Raw genomic sequence first — 24268 nt, 5'->3', positions numbered from 1 at the left:
CCGGGTTTGCTTAATCAGAGTATGGTAGAGGGCTACGGAACGTTCGGTCTCGCCCGCAACGGAACGGCCTACTTCTTTTGTAGCAACTGCTCCACGATTTTTTCCAGCCGCCCGATGCGTTCCTGTTGCTGATTGTCGCGCTGTTTTGCGTCCAGACCGGCCTTCTCCAGTTGAATCACGTACAGCGTCAATTCCTCGACTTTTTCCAGCAGTAGACTATTCATCCGCACCAGATCGATCCCTTCTTTCTGAATCTGCTCCGCCGACGGAACGCCGGGTAGATGGCCCTTCTGATGCACGTAGGTCGCTACATCGGTCAATGGTCGCAACTGGTAGGTGGGGCTAAACACTTTGTCACTCCATTGGCTAACATCATTGATACGTAGCTGATAGCGAGCCTTAACTACGTCACCTCGGTCATTGACCGTCAAAAAAGCGTCAGCCGACTGCTGTGCCGGGCTGGCGGCCGTCAAGTCCGACAGTCGAAAACCGGATTGATTCGCCTGACCACTGCTGACATGGAGCCGGGTGGCAGGGGCAGAGGTCCCGATACCGACGTTGGCCTCATTCCCCAGTATGAGTGCATTGCTGATGGCTACCCGCGCCCGCGAACCAATAGCCGTCGCATTGTGCAAACCATCTTCTGCCTGACTGTTGTAGCCCATCAGCACGTTGTCGCTACCGTCGGTGATAGCTGTCCCAGATGTGGGGCCAATAATGATGTTGTTACTACCGGTCGTTACGTTTCGACCCGCCTGATAACCCAGAAAGGTGTTATTTGTGCCGGTTGAGTTGTTATAACCAGACTGGTAGCCAACGGATGTATTTTGGCCACCCGTTGTATTTTGGCGCCCTGCTTCTGCTCCTACGAATGAATTGTACGCGCCAGTAGTGTTACCTATTCCGGCGAAGGGTCCGAAGAACGCATTGTATGTGCCGGACGAATTAGAGTAGCCTGCGCTTGCGCCAACAAAAGCGTTGGCATTGCCCGACTCATTGCCGTATCCAGCGTTGTAGCCGAGGAAAACATTGTTTGTTCCTGTTGTATTATATCGACCAGCTCTACTGCCGTTAAAGACATTATACGTGCCTGATGTATTCACATAACCAGATAGGTAACCTACAAATGTATTTTCTCCACTTGTTGTATTAGCTGCCCCGGCTTGATAACCAACGAATGTATTGTATGTCCCTGACGAATTGTAGCGTCCAGCCCCACTTCCCATAAATGTATTCTGGCTACCGCTTATGTTGTCATAACCGGCTTCATAGCCAACAAATGCATTATTACTACCAGACCTGGTGCTAAGTCCAGCTGTGTTCCCGACATATGTATTGTAGCTACCGTCGTATACGTTTTGTCCAGAATTAAATCCCACGAAGGTATTCTTGCTACCGATACCACTGTAATAACCCGTATTACAACCTATAAATGTATTCTCAACGCCAGTTGTGTTGTTCAAGCCTGCATTGGTACCGATCATTGTGTTGAACCCGCCTGTCGTGACTCCATAACCAGCTCTATATCCCAGGGCTGTGTTGAATGTCCCTGAGGAAAGGGAATATCCGGCTTGACACCCGATAATTGAGTTGTTGATCCCACTCATCCCGCTATTACCGGCCTGAGGTCCTACCAGTGTATTATTATTACCTGGTGAAGACGAATTGGCTGTGTTGGCTACGTAGTTAGTCTGTGCCTGGAGTGGGGCAGATGTAAATACACTTACTGTTAGAAAAAAGTAGAATAGCTTCATGTATACGTGCTTAGGGTGAATGCTGTTGAACCGAGCCAAATATACCCATCTGCTATTGTTCATATATCAGGCCGGTCATTAAAAAAGGCGGCCACCTGATTTACGTAGGTTTGCGGAAAACAAGGAGATAAATGATGAGCGAGGCTAGAACTACATAGCACAAACAAAAAGCGACGACCAGATCTGGTCGTCGCTTTTTGTTTGTGCTCCCGAAGGGATTAAAAAGTATATTGATTATCAATTAGTTATGAGGACGTTTGAATGTAGTTGACGGAATAGTTGACGGATTCGCGATAGCGTACCAATGAATAGCAAACTTTTTGAGCCTAGTTGACGGGTGGCCTTTCGGTGCTGCATACCTTTGTTTCAAACAAGCGGCCGTAACAGGCTACTTGGTTTGGTCAGAGCCGGGCGGGTGGTTCCCCCGGCTCATCGGGTCGGGTGGGTGGTTCCCCCGACCTTTTTTCATTCCCGCGAACGACCGTTCGCGGGAATGACCTGTACCTGCCTGCACAGATCCAGCCTTTATTGTTTAATCACTTTCACCGTTTTGCTCTGAGTCGGTGTAGTTACCCGCAACAGTAGAACACTTTCTGACGACTTGCCTACTTCTATCCGTTGGTGTTGGGTGGCAGATGCCCGCTCCAACTGGTAACCGTTTATCAACCGACCTGATTCGCTGAAAGCCTGTATAAGTAAGGGTTGGCCTTCCGCTCCCTCTATCTCCAACTCAGCATTAGCTTCCTTGATCGGATTACCCAAAACCCTGACCTGTAATCCAGCCGCCGATTCAGCAACTGTACCAATCCGAAAACTGCCTATTGGACAAACATATCTAATATTCCACTCATAGGATACTTCCAAACCGTTTTGGCGTGCTCGTAAGGTAATAATCGGTGCATCAGCGGCCGTGCGCGTTTCCCGATCGACAAACTGATTCGGATTGGTTGTCCAGCCCGTAATGCCAATAGCCATGAACTCAATGGCACTCCCGTCTCCTCCTGTTGTCTGAAACGTAAATGCACCACTGCTACAGGAATAGGATGGGGCAACTAATCGAAGGCTGGTCGTATTCCCGAGCGGGCATTGGGCCCGAATGTCCCATAGTAAACTGACTTCTTTTCCACTTTGCCGCGCCCGAAGAAGAATAGGCTGTGCATCGGTTGCTGTGCGTGTCTCCCTGTCTACAAATTGATCTGGATTGGTTGTCCAGCCCGTGATGCCGGGCACGGCATAGTACTCAATAGGCGTCCCGTCTCCTCCACTTGTGTTGAAATGGAATGCTCCACTCTGGCAGTTGTATGTTGGAGCTAGTAGGGAAAACGCGGTATTGATTGACGTACAATTGAGAAGTACGGTTATTTTATTTTGTTTCTCTACTACGATAGTAGCTAAATCTGGCTTAGTATCAAGATTGAAATCGCCGATGGTGACAAAAAATGGATACGTACTAACAGGATTAGGGCCCAAAACGAAATTAACCGGAGTTCCTAAATTACCACGACCGTCGCCTAGTAGTACTGATAGATTGGCACTGTTATAGTTTACTACAACCAAATCAGCATTCCCGTCCTTGTTAAAATCACTGGTCCGTATTGACTGAGGAAAGTTACCAGTGAAAATATTTTGTTTAGCCGAAAAACCTGCCTTGCCATCGCCCAAAAACACGGCTACCTGATTTACATTGGATACTGCTAAATCTAGGTTACTGTCTTTGTTTAAGTCAACCAAAGTAAGTGTTGAGGGGCCGGACCCGATAGCAATATCTATTTTGGGACTAAATCCACCCTGTCCGTTACCCAATAAGATTGAACCGGAGCTACTGCTGCTACCATTTACATTAGCTGTTATGACATCAAGATTACCATCACCATTCAAGTCGCCCTGAGTTATTGAAAGCGGATTTAGACCTACTGGGAAATCACTGTTTAAACCAAAGCCTCCTTTTCCGTCACCCAGCAGCAACGATGTGGAACTACTGTTGAAATTAGCGGTAACCAGGTCTACTTTGCCATCATTATTGTAATCACCAATTGCTATCGCGTTTGGATAAGCACCAGTGCTAAACTTGGCTACTGCGCTGAATTGCCCAGTGCCGTCACCCAACAGTATACCCACTTTATTTTCTGTATACAATCCAATGACTAAGTCTGCTTTGCCGTCAACATTGAAATCAGCCGTTCCCACGAATGCAGACGTATTTCCTACTTCGATGAGCGTGGCGGGGGCAAAACTACCCTTACCATCACCTAGTAGCATTGAAATCTTCGTGGCATCAAAGCTGCCACCGTTAGCCACTATATCAGGTTTGTTGTCTCCATTAAAATCAGCCACAACCATTGAAGTTGGTAGATTCGCTGTAGCATAATCAACGGGCGGGGTGAAACACTGTGCGTTGAGCACATTAGTCGATAAAAGTAGGTAACAAATGAGAAGCCATACCTTTAACTGACAATTGCTAACAGACTTAGATAAAACACACCACTCAGGGCGGAAAGAATGCGATAGAGTTGGATTCATAATAGCATGAATAGTTATCAGTTATATTCGATTGTAGAAAGTAACCATAAACGAAAAATACTTACACTTCCCCAATTTTGACGGCATATCTTTTTAACGGACCTAACAGTTAACGCGAACGCCGTCTTTTGGGAATAAACCTACCCCTCCCCGGTCAGTGTTACCGACCGTCCGAAAGGTTTGTGATGCTACCCGCCCCCCGCGTCGGAATACAGGCTATCTTTTGGGCTGTTTTTATCTGTCCGCCTTACTCCTTACCCTGTGACCTATCCCGAATTTGAAACCCGTTGGAAAAACTCCGGCGGGGCTGAACGTGCCAACTATGCCGGATTTCTTCAGGACCTGTGCGATTTGATCGGTGTTACCCGGCCTGACCCGATGACCGCAAACCCCGCTGAGGATGCCTACGTAATCGAACGGCCGGTTGAGTTCAATGACAATGGCAAACGTAGTACCGGCCGGATTGACCTCTACAAACGCGGCTGTTTCGTCTTGGAAACCAAACAGGGTACCGATACACCCGATGGGCAAAAGGCGGCTGAACGCGCCGAGCTTGGTTTGCCTACTGAGAAACGCCGGAAAGGTCATGCCGTGCGTGGGTCGGCTAAGTGGCAACAGATGATGCAGACCGCCCGGCAACAGGCGTTGGGCTACGTTCGCGCCTTACCTGCCGACGAACCCCGCCCCCTGTTTGTACTGGTGGCCGATGTGGGCTATTGTATCGACGTGTACAGCAACTTTGCCGGTGTTGGCGATCAGTTCGTACCGTTTCCCGATCAGACCCGGTACCGTATTCCGCTGGCCAGACTAGCCGACAAAGAAACCCGCGAACTACTGCGCCAAATCTGGACCGACCCCCGCGAACTGGACCCCAGCCGCCGGGCGGCACGGGTCACGCGGGAATTAGCGGGCTACCTCGCTAACCTGTCGGCACAGTTGGAACGCGCCGGACACGCGCCCGATTTGGTTGCACAATTCCTGATGCGCTGCCTGTTTACGATGTTTTCGGAGGACGTGGGGCTGATACCAAAGGAATCGTTTACGGGTATGCTGCGCCAATATGCACAGCCTGATCTACGCGACTTCTTGCCCGATGCCCTGCAAACGCTGTGGCACACGATGGACACGGGCGGGTTTTCGCCCGATCTGAAGGCGCGGCTGCGAAAGTTCAACGGCAAACTGTTTCACGATGCCAGAGCGTTGCCCCTGTCGGCCGATCAGATTGCCTTGCTACAAAAGGCGGCTGAAGCGGATTGGACCGCCGTAGAACCCGCTATTTTTGGTACGCTCCTGGAACGGGCATTAGACCCCCGCGAACGGCACAGTTTGGGTGCCCACTACACCCCGCGCCGGTACGTCGAACGGTTGGTACTGCCGACCGTTTTGGAACCCCTGCGCCGAGAATGGGCGGCTGCTCAGGCTGCGGCCGCACAGCTACTGAACGAAGGCAAAGAGAAACCCGCCCGCGCCGAACTGGAACGGTTTCTAAGACGACTAACAAGCATCAAAATTCTTGACCCCGCCTGTGGGTCGGGCAATTTCCTGTATGTGACGCTGGAACACCTGAAACGATTGGAGGGGGAGGTGTTGGCGGCTATCAACTCCTACGGCGTAACGGCCCTGCTCAACCTCAGCGGAGGTACGACCATTTCGCCCCGGCAACTGTTAGGGCTGGAATTAAACCCTCGTGCGGCTGCGATTGCCGATGTAGTGCTGAAAATTGGCTATCTGCAATGGCATTTGCGAACCCACGGCATGAGTGAACTACCCTCACCGTTGCTAGATGAATACGAAAACATTCATCAGCAGGACGCCGTGTTGCAGCACGGTCCCCCGGTGGCGCGGGTCGATGCCAACGGACAACCCGTCACGCGGTGGGACGGGATAACGACCAAACTGCACCCCGTAACCGGCCAACCCGTACCCGACGAAACCGCCCGCGTGACGGTTAACGACTACCCCAACCCCCGCCCCGCCGAATGGCCGCAAGCGGATTACATTGTAGGCAACCCGCCGTTCGTGGGTAACAAATACATGCGTGATGCATTAGGCGACGGTTACACGGAAGCCCTACGCAAGACGTATAAAGGCAAGGTGCCTGAATCGGCTGATCTGGTCATGTATTGGTGGTATAAAGCTGCCGAACATGTAAAACAGGGCAACACGGAACGTTTCGGACTTATCACGACAAACAGCCTGAAACAGACCTTTAACAGGCGTACGATGCAACCGTTCTTGGACGGTGATAAATCTACGTTGGTATTGACTTTTGCCATACCCGATCACCCATGGGTTGAAGGTACGGACGGGGCAGCCGTGAGAATTGCAATGACGGTGGTAGAACCCAAGAGCAATGTTGTAATAAATGGTAACCTCTTAACAGTCCAATCTGAAAGTGTCCCTGTCGGAGATGATGCAGCGGATGTAATGTTTGTTGCACGCCAAGGACAAATCTTGTCTGATTTGACTATTGGTGCTGCATTAGATAGCGTTTATCCCTTAAGGTCAAACAAAGATATTAGTAACAACGGGGTAAAACTTCATGGTTCGGGTTTTATAGTCACAGCGGAGAAGGCTACGGAGTTAGGAATTGGTAGAATTGACGGTATTGAAAAATACATCAAACATTATCGTAATGGAAAGGACCTTACTGATAAGCCTAGAAATGTCTTGGTAGTCGATTTGTTCGGACTGAGCGAACAGGACGTCTTACAAAAATATCCCACTCTCTATCAGCATGTGTACGAATTTGTGAAACCTGAGAGAGAGCACAATGAAAGATCATCAAGAAAAGATAAATGGTGGATTTTTGGCGAACCAAATCCCAAACTTCGTCAGATGGTTGCGTCGTTACCACGATACATTGCAACAGTAGTAACTGCCAAGCATAGGGTATTTCAGTTTCTTGAAGAATCAATTTTACCTGATGATGCATTGGCTATAATTGCTTTAAATGATGCGTACTATTTAGGCGTTCTGTCAAGCAAAATTCACGTTTCATGGGCTTTGGCTGCTGGCAGTGATTTAGGTGGTAACACGCCACGTTACACTAAAACCCGCTGTTTTGACCCGTTCCCGTTTCCTGATGCAGCACCGCAACAGCAGGCCCGTATTCGTGAATTAGCGGAACAGCTAGACGCACACCGTAAACGCCAACAGGCGGCACACCCTACGCTCACATTAACCGACCTGTACAACGTGGTCGAAAAGTTAAAGGCGGGTGAATCCCTCAGCACGAAAGAACAGACTATCAATCAGCAGGGGTTGGCGTCGGTGGTGCTCAGTCTGCATCAGCAGCTAGATACCGCCGTGTCCGATGCCTACGGATGGCTGGACAATCTACCCGACAGCGAGATACTTACCCGGCTGGTACGGCTCAACCACGAACGGGCGGCTGAGGAAACCGCCGGGCATATTCGTTACTTGCGTCCGTCGTATCAGGCACCGGGGCAGCAGCAGCTAGGTATCGACCTGCCAACGGTAACCGCCCCCGCTGTGGAGGTCAGCAGCGGTCCGGCGTCCCGGCAGGAATGGCCGAAAGAGTTAGCCCAACAGATGCAAGCCATACGCGACGCCGTTCAGCAGGCGGGCGTTCCAATCAACGCCAAACAGATAGCCGCGCAATTCCAGCGGACCAACGCCGGGAAAGTACAACCCCTGCTAGACACGCTGGCAACGCTGGCACTCATTCGACAAACGCCGGAAGGTGCCTACGCGGTGTAAAGTCGGGAACGCCTTGCGGAGTCGTCAGAACTTTACTTCGTAGGGCGTTCCTTTCCAGTAGTCGAGCGCGGCCCGTTGCGCGTCGGTGAGTTGAAACGCTCCGAACTCAGGAAACAGGGGTAGTTGCCCGCCCGTTGTCTGGCTGTGTTGCTCTAGGTGTTGTCGGAAGTTGTTGCGCTCTATTCGTCGTCGGAGGTTGTTGCGCTCATTGCTCTCTTTATTCCTGACGTTATGAGCCGCCCGGCTGTATTCATCCTCTTTTGAGCCTTTAGCATACTGTCGGTGCTGTCGTTCGAGCGTCAGCAGAAGGTCGTCGTTCGTGCGTAGCATTGCAGCCGATACAAACCGTTGGCCCGGCTGCGGCTGGTTGATAACCGCCCCCGTAACCGGACAGACCGTAGGGGGGGCGGGTGGTTGGTCTGATTTACCCGTGTCACAAAGTACCTCGGAACATAAAGGGTTAATTCGTGACAAACCGGCGTCAGCAACGTCGGTTAATTCGTGACAGGTTGGCCCGTCAACTGGCACTTCGTCGGTATCAATCGACCCGGTTAATTTGTGACAGGTTTCGCCCTCATCGCTCACTGTATTCTCACTGCAAACGCCGTTTAAAACATCGGGTTTTGGCAGGTTTCGCCACGCTGATTTGTACGTTTCAATCTGCGTCAGTAGGTCGTCGTCAACGGCTGTAAGTTGTGCCCACGTTTGCCGTATGAGCGTCGAAACGTCCCGTTGCCAATTACTCCCGTACTGATGTAGTAAGGCGCGGAAACGGTCTTTGCTACGGCTCATTCGTTGCCGATGGGTTGCAGCCTGTTTCGGGGTCAGATTGTTAGGTGTAGGCCAGTAACGGGGGTTACGGCATTCCTTGTAAAGAGTCCGTTCGTTTGGCGTCAGTACCTTTTGACTTATGGCCGGGTCGTCAAACAGGATAGCATCAAACGTATCGACCAACAAGGCCCCCAACGGCCCGTAATTGGCCACGTTCAGCAAATCGGCCAACGTACGTAACCGGATGCCGGTGCCGTTGAAGTACTGCATCTTTTTTACCCGTATCTCAAACCTCAGCAGATTACAGCCTAACCCTTTCTGTTTGCCTTTGTCGTAAATCTTCACCGTGTAGCGTTGCCGGTTGCAGGTGTAATACGGCGTTTGGCTGTATGGGTCCGATGCAAAGGGCTGGTTTTTGTAACAGATGAGGTTGGCAAACACCTGGCTAATTGCAAACGGCAGTTCGACATTCACGCCGAACTCTATGTTGTTGATTTTCGACTCATACAGGTTAAACCCGTACTCTGTTACCAATCGATCTAACGTCAGCAGTACGTCGTTTGCCGTGTACTGATCGGCGTTGTGTAGGCCGTTGTTATAGAACTTGTGCAAACTGCCTTTCACCTCAACCCGATGCCCCAGCCCCGCCCGGCGTGGTACAAGTCGGAAATTTAACCCCCGGTCTTGCGCCCGTTGTTCTGGATTGAGTACGAACCCCATCTGCATATCGACCAGCCCCCCAAACGTCAGGCGGTCGTTCGTCAGCAGTCCGTCAACGGAAACCGAAACGTCCTGCACTTTGATTCCGTCGAACATGGCATAGTAGACCCGCCCCGCGTGGATTCGCTCCCACGGTCAACGTGCGGTCAATTGCCCACGCTGGACGAATCCACGCGGGGCGGGTCATTTGATAAGAGAAAGATTAGAGCAGGCCCCGGCCAACGATAGCCGACACAAACGCGGCCCGGTCTTTCGGGAAAGGATAGTAGGCCGGGAAATAACGAAGAATCATAGACCCGGCATCGGCTGAGAATCGAATCAGCACACCGTTACGGACCTTGCTGCCGCCCTGCCCAAACGTGACCACGTTGCCGATGTAAACGCCGGTATGGTCGGTACGTTGCAGCCCGGTAAAGAACTTGATCGTGCGTCCTGCGCCTTTACCCGTTCCTTTCTTCTGTGTTTCAGGACCGCGCAAAATGAAATCAGCGTCTATGTTTTCATTAAACCGTCGTTCCTCAACCGTCAATTCGCGGGGAACCTTACAAAAACCCGGCTCGCATTCTTTCACGATGTACCGGCCCCGGTCATGGTCTAGCCGGTACGTCAGGCGGTGGGAGGTAGGTATGTACGTCATTGGTTCCGGCCCTCGTCTGCCTTATGCCGGAACCGGCGCGGCTGTTTTAGCGCGGCCAATACGTCTGCCTTTTGATACCGTACCCGGCCGTTAATTTTGCGCGGCACCAACACCGCCGGGCGGTCGTCAGTATCTGTTGCCCAATCGTGTAGGGTCGTCAGGCTAACTTGTAAGGCGTCGGCTGTCTGGCGACGTGTTAGCAGGTCCGGCAGGGTAGAGCCTTCCGGCGCGGGCGGTATGTAGTTAGCCAGTTCAGAGCGAACGGCCCCCCGTACCAGTTCGGTCAACTGATCGGGCGTTATTTGTATTTGTGTTACTGTGCCGTACATGGCCGTAGTTGATTTAGTACGGCTCAAAGTTGGCGTAAGTGAATCAGCAGATTTTTACGGGCGTAACGTTTCCCGTAACAAGTTAAATTAGTCAGTCTCTTTCGTAATGTGTAAATCAATGCGTCCCCGTTTTGCCTTCTCTAATCCCTGTGGCTCCCGCATCTTTTCCAATTCCCTCTCTACCGTTTCCACACTTGGTAAACCTTCCACGTGCTCTGATAAGAACCGTGCTAATTCTTTAATCGTATTTCCAATCAATCGCTGTCCTGGCTTGACATCTATCAGAGATAATTGAGCAAAAAGATCATATAGTACTCTGTTGGTACCATTCCACAGAAGTTTTACATCAGAACCTATTGGTTGGAATGTCTCCGGTGATGGAATTAATGTTGTTTGCGTGTCATCGTAGAAAGAGAAACGTTTCATTTCATTTATCCGGTCAGACTCGTTAAATAACTCCTCTATAACTCTCATTATCGGGTAATAGGCATTGTCATACCGTTCCTTATTTGATGTAAGAGTTGCGTATTTTTTGATGATAGTTAATATTTCGTAATCATGCTGAGATAAGTACTTATCAGTGTTTTCATCGGCTACATTACTCTCGTTATACTTGCTCAAAGATCCCCATAATTCAAATATTTTGCCTGACACAACATTCAAAAGTCTCAAAAGTTTATTATTGTCATCGCTCAATAGAAAACTGTTTGATATTTCTTCACTGAAGCGATCAACTAAATTGTCGTCATCCAACTTTTGTAGACTGATAGCCACATCTATCGCCCTCTTCATGAAGTCGGAATTAGGCGCGACAGTGTAGAATAAGTTATCTCTGTTTCTCAATAAGAATTCAATACCCTCAATTGAATTCCTTAGTAGATTATTGACAGTTGTTACGTTTTCAAATGGCATATCATTGGGGATGTTTTACACGTCTATTGGTCACTGCCTACTTAAATATGTTCACCAGTGCCAGAACCTTGATTAAGCAAGGTCTGAGAAACCGCCTGCCAGTTAGGGCGGTCAGTTTCCTCTGCCTGTTGCTCCAACAAATTCAGCAGACCAACGACGAGCGGAACAGCGTCGGGTGCAAGGTTGTGTAGGTCAATGGTCAGCACGAAGGGTTTGCCGTTGGGGTCGTTTATAACGTGTATGCCTTGCATGGTTGCCGTGGTTTGCTGTTATTGAAAGTGAGCGTGGTCAAGTAGCAGCATGGCGTTTTGCTCCGATGAAACTTTGATGTAGCGTAGCAGCATCTTTTCGGAACGGTGGCCGGTGATCTTCATAATCTGAACCGGGTCAACCTTTGCCAGATATGCGTTTGTAGCGAATGAACGGCGGGCGGTGTGGGTGCCTATCAACTCCCATTTTTGAACGTAGCGCGTTTTACGGCTACCGCCCTCCGTGCGGGTAACCTCAACCCGCTCCGTTAGCCCTGCCTTTTTGCCTAATTCTTTCAGATGTTCGTTCAGGCGTTGGTTGCTGATCGGCTGAGGGGGCACCCCGTCGTACTTTTCCAGAATAGCCCGCACTTTGGAGTTAAGGGGTATTACTACCCGCTCCGCTGTTTTCTGCGTTCGGCAGGTCAGCGTTCGGCAGGTCAGCGTTCGGCCGTTGTGTGTGATGTTTTCGGGCCGTAGTTCGGAGAAGTCCGAAAACCGTAACCCCGTGAAGCAGCCAATCAGAAACAGGTCACGCGCCCGATCAAGGCCCGGTGTTTGGGTCAGGCTGAGGGTAAAGATTGCCGTCAGCTCGTCGTCAGACAGGTAAACGCTGTCTACGTCCTCTGAGAACTTTTTGAAGTCTCTGTGCTGAAATACGGTGTTTGTGTGGAGTCCGTCAGCGTGTGCCTGTTTCAGCAATATCTTCAGATTCTTCAGCAGACAGCCCACATAGTTCAGCGACAGGCCCCGGTTGGTTAGCCATATCTTGAAACTGTTGTAGAACGTCAGGCTAAAGGCGTCGTAATCAATCGGGCTGCGGGTGTCTGTCTTGTATTCGATCAGCAGCCCTTTCAGGACGCGGTAGCTGGCTAACGTGTAGCGGGAATAGCGGGCGTTTTTTGCGTTCAGCCGTTTGCCATCCTCTGCCAGACTTACAAACCGTTCGATGAAGGCCGTAAACGGTTCCCGGTCAACCTCAACAACAGGTTCGGGTTTGGGTTTCTTCACCCGGCCCATTTCGGCGTTCAGGTGCTGTTTCAGCGTGTCGTTGTCGAGTGGGACGTTTGCCAGTTGCAGGCGCGTCAGGACGGTCTTAAACGCGGCCCTGTGGCGATCAATACCCGCGTTGATGGTTTGATACGTTTCCCGTATGGTTCGGCCTTTCTGGTTGACGTGTGCGCGTTGGTTGGCAATATCCCACTGATAAGGCTCAATAGTCAGGCCGGTTGAATAGACAAGCCGGGTGTTATTGTACCGATAAACGAGCGAAATGAGGGTTGGCCGGTCGGCGCGGGGGTCTTTGAGCAGAAACTTTACGTCCTGATCGGATACGGTTTTCATCAGCAGTACTTGGTTTGGTCACTTCCAAGTTACAAACAATACTGATGCGGTTGACGGATTTAGTTGACGAAACCGTATTTCTTTCGATAAAGCTAGATAAACAAAAAAGGCTAACTAGTTGATAGTTAGCCTTTTTGCCGTTTCACTGTATCGGGTAAAATACAGGATTTGTGCTCCCGAAGGGATTCGAACCCCTATCGTCGGTACCGGAAACCGAAATTCTATCCATTGAACTACGGAAGCAAATTCCCCGGTTGGGACCGCAAAGATAAGGATTGCGGTTGAATAGACGCAATGCAACGCCGAAAAAACCTTACAACAACGCCATCGTTTTGTAATCGCCGACGTGCTTAAGGTACATGAAGTTGAGCAACAGGCCGTTAACGTTGTTAATCAGCTTGTGCGATTCTGGCAAACTCGTTACAACGGTCGTGATCCGTTCAAACTCGGCATCGCTGCCCATATTCTTGTGGTGGAATGCCATGATTTCGTTTCGGGGCAGGGTACGCTCAATAAAGAAGAAGTGCATGCCTTCGTCGCTGGTGCCGGTACTCGGGAAGAATAGCCGGGGGTTTAGCTGAGTCAGCGCATCGGGGGTGACGGTCATACCGATTTCCTCGCTTAGTTCGCGGGCGGCTACCTCGTCGGGAGCGTCGCTGGCGTCGACCATACCGGCCGGATGCTCATACGTTTGCGACCCGTCGCAGATGCGCCGTTGCCGAACAAGTACGACGAATTTTTCGCCCGTTTGGTCATCGATCAGGCAAACCATCATCGAAACGGCGTGTCCTTTCAAAAACAGGGCGGGGGAATCTTGTCGCCTTCGGGCGTGGTAGCGTCGACCTCCAGCATGGCAAACAGCACTTCGCCGTTATGACGTCGGCGGATGTACTTCTCGTCAATCTTATTGATGATCAGGCCGTTGCTGATCATCTGCTCTTGCCAGAACTGAAATTTATGGGCCTGCTCAAGTGGCTCCGGGGTTGGTTTGCTCATCATCATAGGGGATAAAAAAAGCTGAATCGACGTCAGTGCGTCGATTCAGCAATCTAACCGCGAAACAGTTCGTGTGGTTGGGTTTATTTCTGCGTCAGACCCTGCGCGTCGGGGCCGACGTAGCGTTCGAAGAATTCGTAAATCCGCAGTAGCCGGTCGATGCGCTGCCGGACGTTGCCGCTGCGGCTCAGTTCGTGCGTGGCACCGGGCATCCGTACGTATTCGACGGGTTTACCCATAATTTTCAGGCTTTTGTACATCATCTCGCTCTGGATAACGCCCGTGCGTAGGTCGTTTTCGCCGTGCTTGATGAGCAGGGGCGTTTTGATGTTTTGCACGAAGGTGTAGGGCGAGTTGGCGTCGAGTACCTGCGCGCCGGGCATCCATGGGTACTCGAAATAATTAGGAACCAGCCGCCAGGCGTTGCCTTCGCCGAGGAACGTAGTCAGGTCGTAAACACCGCGCTGCGAAAAAGCGGCTTTGAAGCGGTTATCGTGCCCCACAATCCAGGCCGTCAGGTAGCCCGCGTACGAGCCACCCGTAATCACCTGACGACTCGTGTCGACCCATTTTTCGCGGGCGGCAGCGGTGGCGGCTGCCAGTACGTCTTCAGTCGGGCCGGTGCCCCAGTCTTTTTTGTTGGCCTGCTGGAAGTTCAGCCCGTAGCCGCCCGACCCGCGCGGGTTGGCGTATACGATGCCGTAGCCCTGCGAACACATATACTGAAACTCGTGCCACATCGACGATTCGCCCGGCCCCCACATGGCCGTCGGGCCGCCGTGCATATTCAGCAGCAGAGGGTATGTCTTACCCGTTTCGACCACGGCCGGTTTCATGATCCAGTAGTCGACGGTTTGGCCGAGCGAGTTTTTGTAGGTGCGTTTTTCGGGCGTACTCAACTGCCGCTGTGCCACCCAGTCGTTGTGCGTCGTCAGCTTGACGGCATTTTTCGCCAGCGCGTCGGCTTTGTACAGTTCGGATGGGTTGACGAGTTCCGTACGCGAAAAAAGAAGTTGTCCGTTTTCGGCGTCGAAGCTGGTGATGCCCTGCTCGAAATCGGTGAGTTGCGTGACCTGTAGCGACGCCGGGTCGAGCCGGTAGATGGGCACCCCGCCGTTGGCGTTGGCCGTGAAGTAAATCGCGTAACCGGCAGGGGCCTTTTTGCCCGCAGCGGGCAGTTTAGCCCACGTCATATTGCCAGCCGCCCGGTCGAATGTGACGAGCCGGGGAGTCGATACCGTCGTGCCATTCAGACTTACCAATCCGACCTGCGACTGCGTGATGCCTTCGGCGGGAGATACCAGATAGGTCAACAGCTTACCGTCGGGCGAGGGGGTGGGGGAGCCGTAGCTTTTTCCCGCTTCGCTCAGCACCGGACGACGCTGCCCCGACCCATCGGCAGCAATGAACACAATGGCGTTGTCCTGCTCGCGGTCAGGGTGTTTGAGCGAATCGCGGTCTGATACGGCCAGTAGACCCTGCCCGTTGGGAAGCCAGACAGCCGCCCGCGTAGTCGAGAAGCCGCGCGTCAGCGGTTTGGGCTGCGCTTTTTCGGTGACATCGACAATGTACAGGTGCGTAAAGCTGGGGTCGGGTTCGGTGGTCGATTCGCCCTGAAAGTTTAGCCGGTTGATGACCTTGGCCTTTTTATCCTCAACGTCCTTGTTCAGGTACGCCCGGACTTCGGCCAGCGATCCGTCGGGATTCGCTTTTACTTTTTTGTCGATTTTAACAAAGTCGTTAGTCCGAAAACCCGGTTTTTCGAGCGGCCATACCGGCCCGCCCTTCGATGGGTTCAGCAGGGAGTCATTCAGCATCTCGGCCATCGACACGGTGGCCGTGAACACAATCCGCTTGCCATCCGGCGACCACATTGGCCCCGACGCGCCGTAGGGTGTGCTGGTCAGTTGCCAGGCTTCGCCCCCGTCGAGTGGCATCACAAATACCTGCGGCTTGCCCTTTACCGTCCGTGAAAACGCAATTGACTTGCCATCGGGCGACCATGCCGCCTGCCGGGCCGATTCGCTGCCCCGCGTCAGGGCGCGGCTGTCGCCAGGTTGCAGGTTGGTCAGGTAAAGGTGCGTCCGGTAGTCGTATTCGTCTTTCTGGTCGGGGTTGGGTTCGATTGTCGTCAGGGCGTACACGGCGCGTTTGCCATCCGGCGACAGATCGACGGCCCCCACCTGCTTGATGCGGGTGAGGTCGGTAACGGTGACTTTTTGTTTGGTTTGCCCCAGTGCCATCTGCGCGACGCAGAGTAACAGCACGGTAGTTTGTCGAATCATGAAACAGGTTGTTTGTTGATGAAAAAAGAGGTCAGGCAATTTACGCCAGCAACGGCAGATAGCGTTCGCGCAGGATGTTGACGTGGTGCTGCGCGTGTCCGACGAGCACAAAACCCAGCGCCAATGTCGAAATTGGTTTGTCGGACGCCGTGCCGGAACGCAGCAGCATCTCGTCGGTGAAGCTGCTGAACAGCCGGATCGTCGACGCGCGTTGCTGTTCGTATTCTTCGTACAAATCGGCGACGGTACGATTAGCGGCATTGGTGAACTCCGCGAACGATTCTTCATCGAAGCCGGGCAGGGGCGTTTTGTCGTTGCGGGCGATACGTAGGGCGCGGTACGCCAGAATCCGCTCGGTGTCGATGATGTGTTGCAGAATGTCGGTCACGGTCCATTTGCCGGGCGCGTAGCGACGGTCGCCCAGTCGTTCGAGCGTTGGCGCGTCGATCAGGGCGTCAAATGATGCGGCTTGCTTCAGCGCGTCGAGAACATCGCTTTTCGGTACGAGGTTGATGTACCGATCAAAAAATGGCGGCATCGCCGGTAGGTCGTTTTGGGTCACTTTTCAGGGGTTTAATGTTTGCGGTTCAATGTTCAAGGTTAGCTGCTACTCGCTATGCACCGGAGCAACGTTAACCCTTAAACTTCAAACCTTGAACTACTTACCCGCCAACTCCGTCACGAGCCGGTCGGCTTTGTAGATGTAGCGCATCGCTGCGATCATGCCGCCCGCGTGGACGGAGATGCTGCGGTTAGCGTCGGGGACGAAGATAAACTCGCCGGGTAGGCTTTCGATGTTGCCGTCGAAGACCAGCCCCACCGCTTCCCGGTTTTTGTTGATCATCGGGCTGCCGGAGTTACCACCGATGATGTCGTTGGTCGTGATAAAGCACATCGGCTCCTTTAGCAAAGCCGTTGGTGGAGTTTTCCAGCGGTCGGGCAACTGCCACGCGGCCTGACCGGCGAAGGAATAACTGCGGTCGTACAGGCCCGAGAACGTGGTGACGACCGGGGCTTTGGTGCCGTTGTAATCGTAGCTTTTCACTACGCCGTCGTTGATACGCAGCGAGAACGTCGCGTCGGGTGGAACGGCGGCCCCGTAGACGGCATACAGCATCCGGCCCAGTTGCCCGCGCAAAACTTCCTGTTGTTGCGACAGTGCCTGCGCCTGCTGCGCGGCCTGTATGTAGCGGGGAAAACCGATCCGGGCCAGTGCCAGCAGCGGCTCGCTCGAACTATTGATAGACCCGCCCCGCGTGGCTAAGTCTTTGATAAACTCCGGGTCGGTCAGCTTCGTGGTTTTGAGCAGATAAGCGGCTGCTTCGGCGGGTGTTTTGCCGTTGAGGGCAGCTTTCACGTATGGGTCGTCGTTGCCCAGCCCGGCCTGTGCTTCGGCGAGGTGAGCCGCCAGATACGCTTCTTCGATCTGCCTGTTTTTGATGACCGGCGCAACGACCAGACCCCGCGCCCGTTCGGCGTCTTGTGGCCGTTGCGCGGCCAGTTGACCGTACTGCACCAACAGAGCCGCGAAGGGCAACAGTTGCCCGACGGTGCGGTCGTTGGGGGCGAGGTAGGTAGCGTCTTTGAACAGGGTGCGTAGTTTAGTCGTGTTGTCGGCAAGCTGTTTCCACGTCTGTAACTGATCGGCCGGTAGGTTCTTGGCCGTCGCTGCCGCCTGAAACTGCTTCTCGAAATTGGCTTTGCGGGCCATCAGAAACGGGTCGCGCAGACCGGCCAGTTGACCGCTAATCGCTTTGATGCTGTTTTCGTAGCTGAAAATCTCGTTCAGAATGCTGTCGTTCTTGACCGTTGTGTTGTACGCCTGCAAGGCTTTCGACCGGTTTTTCAACAGGTCCAGCGTAGCAGGTGTTTGCAGGTCGCGGTCGAATTCGAGTTCAGCGACGGTCTTAAGCCGCTCGGTCCGGCCGGGGTTGCCGACGACGAAAATGGGTTCGCCCTCGCGGACACCGCTAGGGTTGAACTTGAAAAAGTGCGTCGTTTTCAGTGGTTTCCCGTTGTCATAAACCCGAAAAAACGAGCAGTCGAGGGCATAGCGCGGGTAGGTGAAGTTGTCGTAGTCGCCCCCGAAAAAGCCGAGTTGCAGTTCGGGCATAAACACCAGCCGAACGTCGGTGTAGCGTTTGAAACCGTAGAGCGAGTACCGCCCGCCGTTGTAGAACGTGATCGTCTGAAGTTGCAGCCCCTGCCAGCCAGTCTTTGTCTCGTATTCTTTCTTGATGTCGTCAAATGCTTTTTCGCGGGCCTGTAGCTTGTCTTCTTCCGAACCGGCCTGACCCATTGCCGTCTGCACCCGGCCGGTAATATCTTCAATCTGCACCAACTGATCGACAAACAACCCATCGACTTTGCGCTCTTCGGTCAGCGTTTTGGCGTAGAAACCCGTTTTGTTGAGGTCTTCTCCTTTGCGTTGCACGCCCGTTCCCGACTCACGGGCGCAGTGATGGTTGGTCATTACCAGCCCGTTGGCCGACACGAACGAGGCCGAGCAATAGTCGGCAAAGCGCAGAGCCGCCAGCCGTGTTTCGTCGAACCATTTCGCGTCGGGTGTGAAATTGTATGTCTTTTGAAAATAGGCTGCGGGCGGAGCGTCGAACGTCCACATCTTGCCCAAGTCAGCCGGTCCACCTTTGGCCGAATCAGCCGCAGTGGGGACGAGTTGCGCCGAAACAGGCAGGGAAAATGCACCTGCCAGCAAACCCGGCAGAATCAGGGAACGGAAGGAGTGGCGAAGCATGAATACGGATGAAGGAAGTATACATGCAAATGTAGCGGAAAGACGATAGTGTGGTAAGGGTCTGCGGTAGCGTCGCCAAGTTCTTAACTCAGATTTGCTAATGGCCAATTTTTACTCGGCCCATCTACCCCCGGCCCCCTGAGAGGTTGTTTGGGGAAGGACAATCCGCGTCAACATTGCCTTTTTTGTCATCCCGACGACAGGAGGGATCCGCTCCGGCGGCCCGGTTCGCTAGAAGTAAACAAAACTGCCTACTACCGAAGATCCCTCCTGTCGTCGGGATGACAAAAAATCATTCTCCAGACAACATCTCAAAGGGCCGGAGGTGAAAGAGCCGACCGTAGTAGGGTGCGATTACACAGCCTCGTTGCGTTCCAGCATTTCCTGTCCCACTTTATCGTCTTTGCGGACAAATGGGCGGATGATGATACGGGTGCCGCGCTGGTAGGTGAACAACCGGTACATCCAGTTGCTGAACACGATCAGCTTGCTGCGGAAACCGACCAGGTAAAAGATATGGACAAACAGCCACGACATCCAGGCGATGAAGCCGCCGAGGTGAATGTTGCCCGGTAAATCAGCAACGGCGCGGCTCCGCCCGACGATTGCCAGTGAGCCCTTGTCGAAATAATCGAATGGCGTGGGTTGTTCTCCCTTGCGCATCCGTTGTAAGTTTTTCGCCAGATGCTCGGCCTGTTGAATCGCGGGTTGCGCGACGCCGGGGTGTCCTTTCGGCCATTTCTCCAGCTTCATCAAGGCAATGTCGCCGATGGCAAACACGTCGGTCAGGCCCTGTATCCGGCTGATCGGGTCGACCAGAATCCGGCCTCGCTCCACCACCTCCGACGGAATCCCCTCGATCATGGCTCCGGTTACGCCCGCTGCCCAAACCAGCGTCTGTGACCGGATCTGTTCGCCCCCCTTCAGCGTTACCGTCTGCCCATCGTAGTTGTCGACCAGCGTGTTTAGTTTGACGATGACGCCGAGATCATCGAGGTATCGCTTTGCATCGTTCCCCGCTTCTTCCGACATAGGCGGTAACACCTTGCCCAGCCCCTCGACCACGTAGATTTTCATTTGGCTGAAATCAAGCCCCGGATAGTCGGCGGGCAGAACGTGCTTACGCATCTCGGCCAGCGAACCGGCCATTTCCACGCCCGTCGGTCCGGCACCGGCAATAACGAACGTCAGCAGACTTTCGCGCTCGGCGGGGTCGGTCGTTACGCTGGCCTGCTCGAAGCATTGCAGAAACTGGCTCCGTACGTTGAGGGCTTCGGGAATCGTTTTGAGCGGAAACGAATACTGCTCGATCTGCTTGTTGCCGAAGTAATTGCTTTTCGAGCCCGTCGCAATCACGAGGTAATCGTATTTGAGATCGCCGATGAGCGTCGTCACGGTCTTGGTGGCCGGATCGATCTTGCTGACGCGCACCATGCGATAATGAAAATCCTCGACATCGTCGAACATCTTGCGGAACGGCTCGGCAATGGCGTCCGGCTCCAGCCCGGCGGTGGCTACCTGGTACAGCAGGGGCCAGAAACCGTTGTAGTTCTGCTTGTCGAAGAGCACGATCTGCATCCCCGCGTTGCGCAGACTTTTAACCATATTCATGCCGCCAAAGCCGCCACCGATGACAACGATGCGGGGCTTTTGGGTGTCGGGTATATTGAGCGATAATTTGTCGAATTGAAGCATATAGGCAGGATGCGCTGGCATCGGTTGTAGTCGACAGTATTACCTCGCAATCAGCCGTTTTGTTTGCCGGGCTGGGTTAAAAAACCGCTAAGAATGAGCAAACTGGCCCGGCTGGTACTGCCGCGATTTGCCGCCTGTCTGCGTATTATGCTTTATCTTTGATATGACGGCCAGCCAACCCATCGTTATAAAAGCCAGCGGTTCTGCCCAGCCGACTTACCCACTCGTTTCATGCGTTTATTTACTTACGGTCTGTTCTGGCTTGGCGTGTTCATAAGCGTAGTCGGGCAGGCCCAGTCAACCCGTTATACCATTAGCGGCTACGTGCGCGAAGCCGGTAGTCAGGAAGCCCTCATCGGTGTCAATATCTACCTGCCCGGCACCACTACCGGCACCACCACCAACACGTACGGTTTTTATTCGCTGACGCTGCCCGCCAGGGATAGTGTTCGGGTGGCGTATTCGTTCGTCGGCTACGAAACCAGCAGCCGGTCGGTGCGGCTACGGACCAATCAGCGCGTCGATGTTTCGCTGGCACCCGGCCGTGAATTGTCGGAAGTGGAGGTGCGGGCGGCTCCGCAGGAGAAAGTGAGTGAAACGGCGCAGATGAGTGCCATCGACGTACCGATTGCCCAGATCAAGAAGATTCCGGCGTTTTTGGGTGAGAAAGACGTCCTGAAAGTGCTGCAATTGATGCCGGGCGTGCAGAAAGGCTCCGAAGGGCAAACGGGCATCTACGTACGCGGTGGCGGCCCCGACCAGAACTTGATTATTCTGGACGATGCCGTGGTCTATAACGCCAGTCACCTGTTCGGCTTTTTCTCGGTCTTCAACGGCGACGCTATCAAGAGCGTCGAACTGATAAAAGGTGGATTCCCCGCCCGGTATGGTGGTCGACTGTCGTCGGTGATCGAGCTGAACATGAAAGACGGCAACCGCGAGAAGCTGCACGGCGAAGGCGGTATCGGCCTGATTGCATCGCGGCTGACGCTGGAAGGGCCGTTGACGAAGTCGAAAAAAGGGTCGTTTCTGGTATCAGGTCGGCGGACGTACCTCGACGTGGTGGGAGCCCCCATCATTCGGGCACAGACCAACGGACAGACCCGCGCCGGGTATTATTTCTACGACCTCAACGCCAAAGCTAACTACGACCTCGGCCCAAACGATAAGCTGTACCTGAGCGGCTACTTCGGGCGCGACCGGTTCTACGCGAGCGATGTGCAGTCGGCTACGGAGACGGGGCTGGGCTGGGGCAATGCGACCGGTACGCTCCGCTGGAACCATCTGGTCAGCGAAAAGCTATTCTCGAACCTGTCGGCGACGTTCAGCGATTACAAATTTCAGATTAACTCGACCGAGCGCGGGGCCGTTGACAACCAGACGTACTCGCTGGGTTACAGTTCTGGCATCCGCGACGTATCGCTCAAATACGACGTCGACTATTACCCGTCTCCGCAGCACGCTGTTCGGGTAGGCGCGCAAACGACGTACCACCGGTTTACGCCCAGTGCTATCGTGCTGCAAAATGCGCTGGTCAATCAGTATCGGCAGAGTGTAGAGAACATCGATGTGCTGGAATCGGGCGTTTACGCCGAAGACACCTGGCGACCGTCGGAGCGATTACGGGTCAATGGGGGGCTGCGGCTGAGTTACTACAAACACCCCGACGTGGGCTACCTCCGCCCCGAACCCCGGCTGTCGGCGGCTTATACGCTCCGCCCCGACCTATCGCTGAAAGCGTCGTATGCGTTGATGAATCAGTACGTGCATCTGCTTTCCAATACCGGTATCGGCCTACCGACGGATCTGTGGGTGCCCACGACCGACCGCGTCCGGCCACAGCAGTCACAGCAGGTAGCCATCGGTATCGCCAAAGACCTGCCCGACCGGGGGCTGGCTCTGACCGTCGAGGGGTATTACAAGACGATGAGCAACATTATCAACTATAAGGAAGGGGCCAGTTTTCTGCTGCTCAACGACCCAACCTCGGCGAACAATACGCGCTGGGAAGACAACGTAACGGCCGGGCGGGGCTGGAGTTACGGGGCTGAAGTGCTGCTGCAAAAGAAAACCGGGCGACTATCGGGCTGGGTCGGCTACACACTTTCGTGGACGCAGTGGCAGTTTGCCGATCTCAATAATGGCAAACCCTACTACCCCCGCTACGACCGGCGGCACGACATTTCGGTGGTCGGCATTTACGAACTTAACAAGCGCATTACGCTGTCAGGCACGTGGGTCTACGGCACTGGCAACGCCCTGACCCTGCCCACGGGCCGCTACGACGCCTACCGGCCGGGCGGCAGTTACGCCAACCTGAGTGGGGGCGGGCAGTTTGGCGGTTTGTTTCAGAACAGCCGCGTGGTTGATGATTACGGTACGCAGAAAAACAGCTTTCGGGCAGAGCCGTACCACCGCTTCGACGTTGCCGTGCAGTTCCACAAGCAGAAAAAGCACCACGAACGAACGTGGGAATTCAGCTTGTACAATGCGTACAACCGCCGGAATCCGTTCTTCTACCGGCTTGAATCGGTCGCGCAGACCAACGGTGAACCCAACAAAACCGTGCTGGTACGGTACTCCGTTTTCCCGGTCGTTCCGTCCGTAAGCTATTCCTTTAAATTCTGATGCGACACCCGGCTTTTCTTCACTGGTTCATCTTCCTGAGTGGCCTGCTGCTGGCGGGTTGTGGCAGTCTGCGTACCGAAATCAGTCCCGACCAGTTGGGTCTGGAATCCGCCAAGCTGGTCGTCACGGGCTTCCTGTCACCGCAGGATACGGTGCTGGCGGTCAAATTAACCCAGTCTCGAACGGTGCTGGGCGACAGTATCAGTGCCAGTCTGACTGATGGTAATGTGACCAGTGCTACCGTAACGCTCGGCGACGGAAGCCGGTCTGTCCGGCTGCGTTACATGGCCAATGGGCTACCGTATTACAGCGTCCCCGCCGGGCAGTTACCGATCATAACCGGGCGTACCTACACGCTCAATGTAAACACAGCTGAAGGGCAGCGGGCATCGGCGACCTGCACCATTCCCGCGCCCGTCAGCCTGTCGGCGGTGCAGGTCGACTCGCTGATGGAGAACAACCGCACCCGTCGCTATTTCGTCCGTACCACCTGGCAGGACCCCGCCGGGCAACCCAACTACTATCAGGCTATCGGCACGCTGCAAATGCCGGTCAGCAGGACCGCCACCACAAACAGTACAACCGTGTCGGGCTTTACGTACACCAACCTCAACTTCGACGACGATTTCCGGGGGCTACGCGACGACTCGGATGTTGATGGAACTACGTTGACTTCCGGTCGGGCGTTTCTGGGTAATGTGTCGGTTGCCAACGCGGTGGGGTTCCGGCAGCAGTTCAGCGGGAGTCGGGTGGCTGTGAGTCTATTGGCTGTCGATGCTGCGTATTACCAATACCGTTCGGCGGTAATTCGGCAGGGCCGCGTGCGGGGCAACCCCTTTGCCGAACCCGTGCTGATTCCCAGCAATATCACTGGTGGACTGGGCTGTTTCTCCGGCTATAATAGCTCGACCATCGGCTTCACCGTAAACTGAAAGATTAGTTGTCTCAGAC

Annotated in this window: 15 protein-coding genes, 1 tRNA gene and 1 pseudogene; 3 read left to right on the top strand and 14 right to left on the bottom strand. The window is 53.7% G+C overall.

Going from position 1 to position 24268, the window contains the following annotated elements:
* Positions 1–68: 68 nt before the first annotated feature.
* Both HH216_RS04795 and HH216_RS04790 read right to left on the bottom strand, forming a co-directional pair.
* Complete coding sequence (locus HH216_RS04795) at positions 69–1754, bottom strand: serine-rich family protein (protein WP_169549763.1); 1686 nt, start codon at positions 1752–1754, stop codon at positions 69–71.
* A 525-nt stretch (positions 1755–2279) separates the two neighbouring features.
* A complete protein-coding gene (locus HH216_RS04790) occupies positions 2280–4088 on the bottom strand; it encodes an FG-GAP repeat domain-containing protein (RefSeq protein WP_169549762.1) in 1809 nt (602 codons plus the stop codon).
* Positions 4089–4535: 447 nt separating this feature from the next.
* On the opposite strand from HH216_RS04790, the gene HH216_RS04785 reads away from it, so the two are divergent.
* A complete protein-coding gene (locus HH216_RS04785) occupies positions 4536–7997 on the top strand; it encodes a class I SAM-dependent DNA methyltransferase (protein ID WP_169549761.1) in 3462 nt (1153 codons plus the stop codon).
* Between the two features lie 24 nt (positions 7998–8021).
* Here HH216_RS04785 and HH216_RS04780 read toward each other — a convergent pair whose 3' ends face one another.
* The 12 genes and pseudogenes from HH216_RS04780 to HH216_RS04725 all read right to left on the bottom strand — a co-directional run bounded on the left by HH216_RS04780 (position 8022) and on the right by HH216_RS04725 (position 20689).
* Entirely contained in the window at positions 8022–9584 is a 1563-nt protein-coding gene (locus HH216_RS04780; RefSeq protein WP_169549760.1) for a hypothetical protein, read from the bottom strand.
* Positions 9585–9690: 106 nt separating this feature from the next.
* Positions 9691–10125, bottom strand: a complete 435-nt coding sequence (locus tag HH216_RS04775) for a hypothetical protein (RefSeq protein WP_169549759.1) — start codon at positions 10123–10125, stop codon at positions 9691–9693.
* Complete coding sequence (locus HH216_RS04770) at positions 10122–10454, bottom strand: helix-turn-helix domain-containing protein (protein ID WP_169549758.1); 333 nt, start codon at positions 10452–10454, stop codon at positions 10122–10124. Before HH216_RS04770 ends, HH216_RS04775 begins: the two co-directional genes overlap by 4 nt.
* 87 nt (positions 10455–10541) lie before the next feature.
* On the bottom strand, positions 10542–11366 hold the full coding sequence (locus tag HH216_RS04765) for a hypothetical protein (RefSeq protein ID WP_169549757.1): 825 nt from the start codon (positions 11364–11366) through the stop codon (positions 10542–10544).
* A gap of 41 nt (positions 11367–11407) precedes the next feature.
* On the bottom strand, positions 11408–11617 hold the full coding sequence (locus HH216_RS04760) for a hypothetical protein (protein ID WP_169549756.1): 210 nt from the start codon (positions 11615–11617) through the stop codon (positions 11408–11410).
* Between the two features lie 18 nt (positions 11618–11635).
* Positions 11636–12958 carry a site-specific integrase gene (locus tag HH216_RS04755; protein WP_169549755.1) on the bottom strand — a complete coding sequence of 441 codons (1323 nt, stop codon included), beginning with the start codon at positions 12956–12958 and terminating at the stop codon, positions 11636–11638.
* A gap of 171 nt (positions 12959–13129) precedes the next feature.
* A tRNA-Arg gene (locus HH216_RS04750) sits at positions 13130–13201 on the bottom strand.
* A gap of 70 nt (positions 13202–13271) precedes the next feature.
* A pseudogene (locus HH216_RS04745) lies at positions 13272–13954 on the bottom strand (NUDIX hydrolase).
* Positions 13955–14037: 83 nt separating this feature from the next.
* The gene (locus HH216_RS04740; protein ID WP_169549754.1) at positions 14038–16239 is read right to left on the bottom strand and encodes a S9 family peptidase; all 2202 of its coding nucleotides are present in this window, start codon (positions 16237–16239) and stop codon (positions 14038–14040) included.
* Positions 16240–16279: 40 nt separating this feature from the next.
* On the bottom strand, positions 16280–16801 hold the full coding sequence (locus HH216_RS04735; RefSeq protein ID WP_169549753.1) for a DinB family protein: 522 nt from the start codon (positions 16799–16801) through the stop codon (positions 16280–16282).
* 96 nt (positions 16802–16897) lie between these two features.
* On the bottom strand, positions 16898–18994 hold the full coding sequence (locus tag HH216_RS04730; RefSeq protein WP_169549752.1) for a S46 family peptidase: 2097 nt from the start codon (positions 18992–18994) through the stop codon (positions 16898–16900).
* Between the two features lie 354 nt (positions 18995–19348).
* The gene (locus HH216_RS04725) at positions 19349–20689 is read right to left on the bottom strand and encodes an NAD(P)/FAD-dependent oxidoreductase (protein WP_169549751.1); all 1341 of its coding nucleotides are present in this window, start codon (positions 20687–20689) and stop codon (positions 19349–19351) included.
* Positions 20690–20920: 231 nt separating this feature from the next.
* Between HH216_RS04725 and HH216_RS04720 the strand changes: the two genes are divergently transcribed.
* Both HH216_RS04720 and HH216_RS04715 read left to right on the top strand, forming a co-directional pair.
* Positions 20921–23317 (top strand): TonB-dependent receptor, encoded by a 2397-nt coding sequence (locus HH216_RS04720; protein ID WP_169549750.1) that lies wholly within the window; start codon positions 20921–20923, stop codon positions 23315–23317.
* Positions 23317–24249, top strand: coding sequence for a DUF4249 domain-containing protein (locus HH216_RS04715; RefSeq protein WP_169549749.1), 933 nt, complete (start codon positions 23317–23319; stop codon positions 24247–24249). Before HH216_RS04720 ends, HH216_RS04715 begins: the two co-directional genes overlap by 1 nt.
* The last annotated feature ends 19 nt before the right edge of the window (positions 24250–24268 follow it).

Source organism: Spirosoma rhododendri, from assembly GCF_012849055.1.
In the GTDB taxonomy this organism is placed as follows: Bacteria; Bacteroidota; Bacteroidia; order Cytophagales; family Spirosomataceae; genus Spirosoma; species Spirosoma rhododendri.
This window is presented reverse-complemented; position numbering and strand designations above follow the sequence as displayed.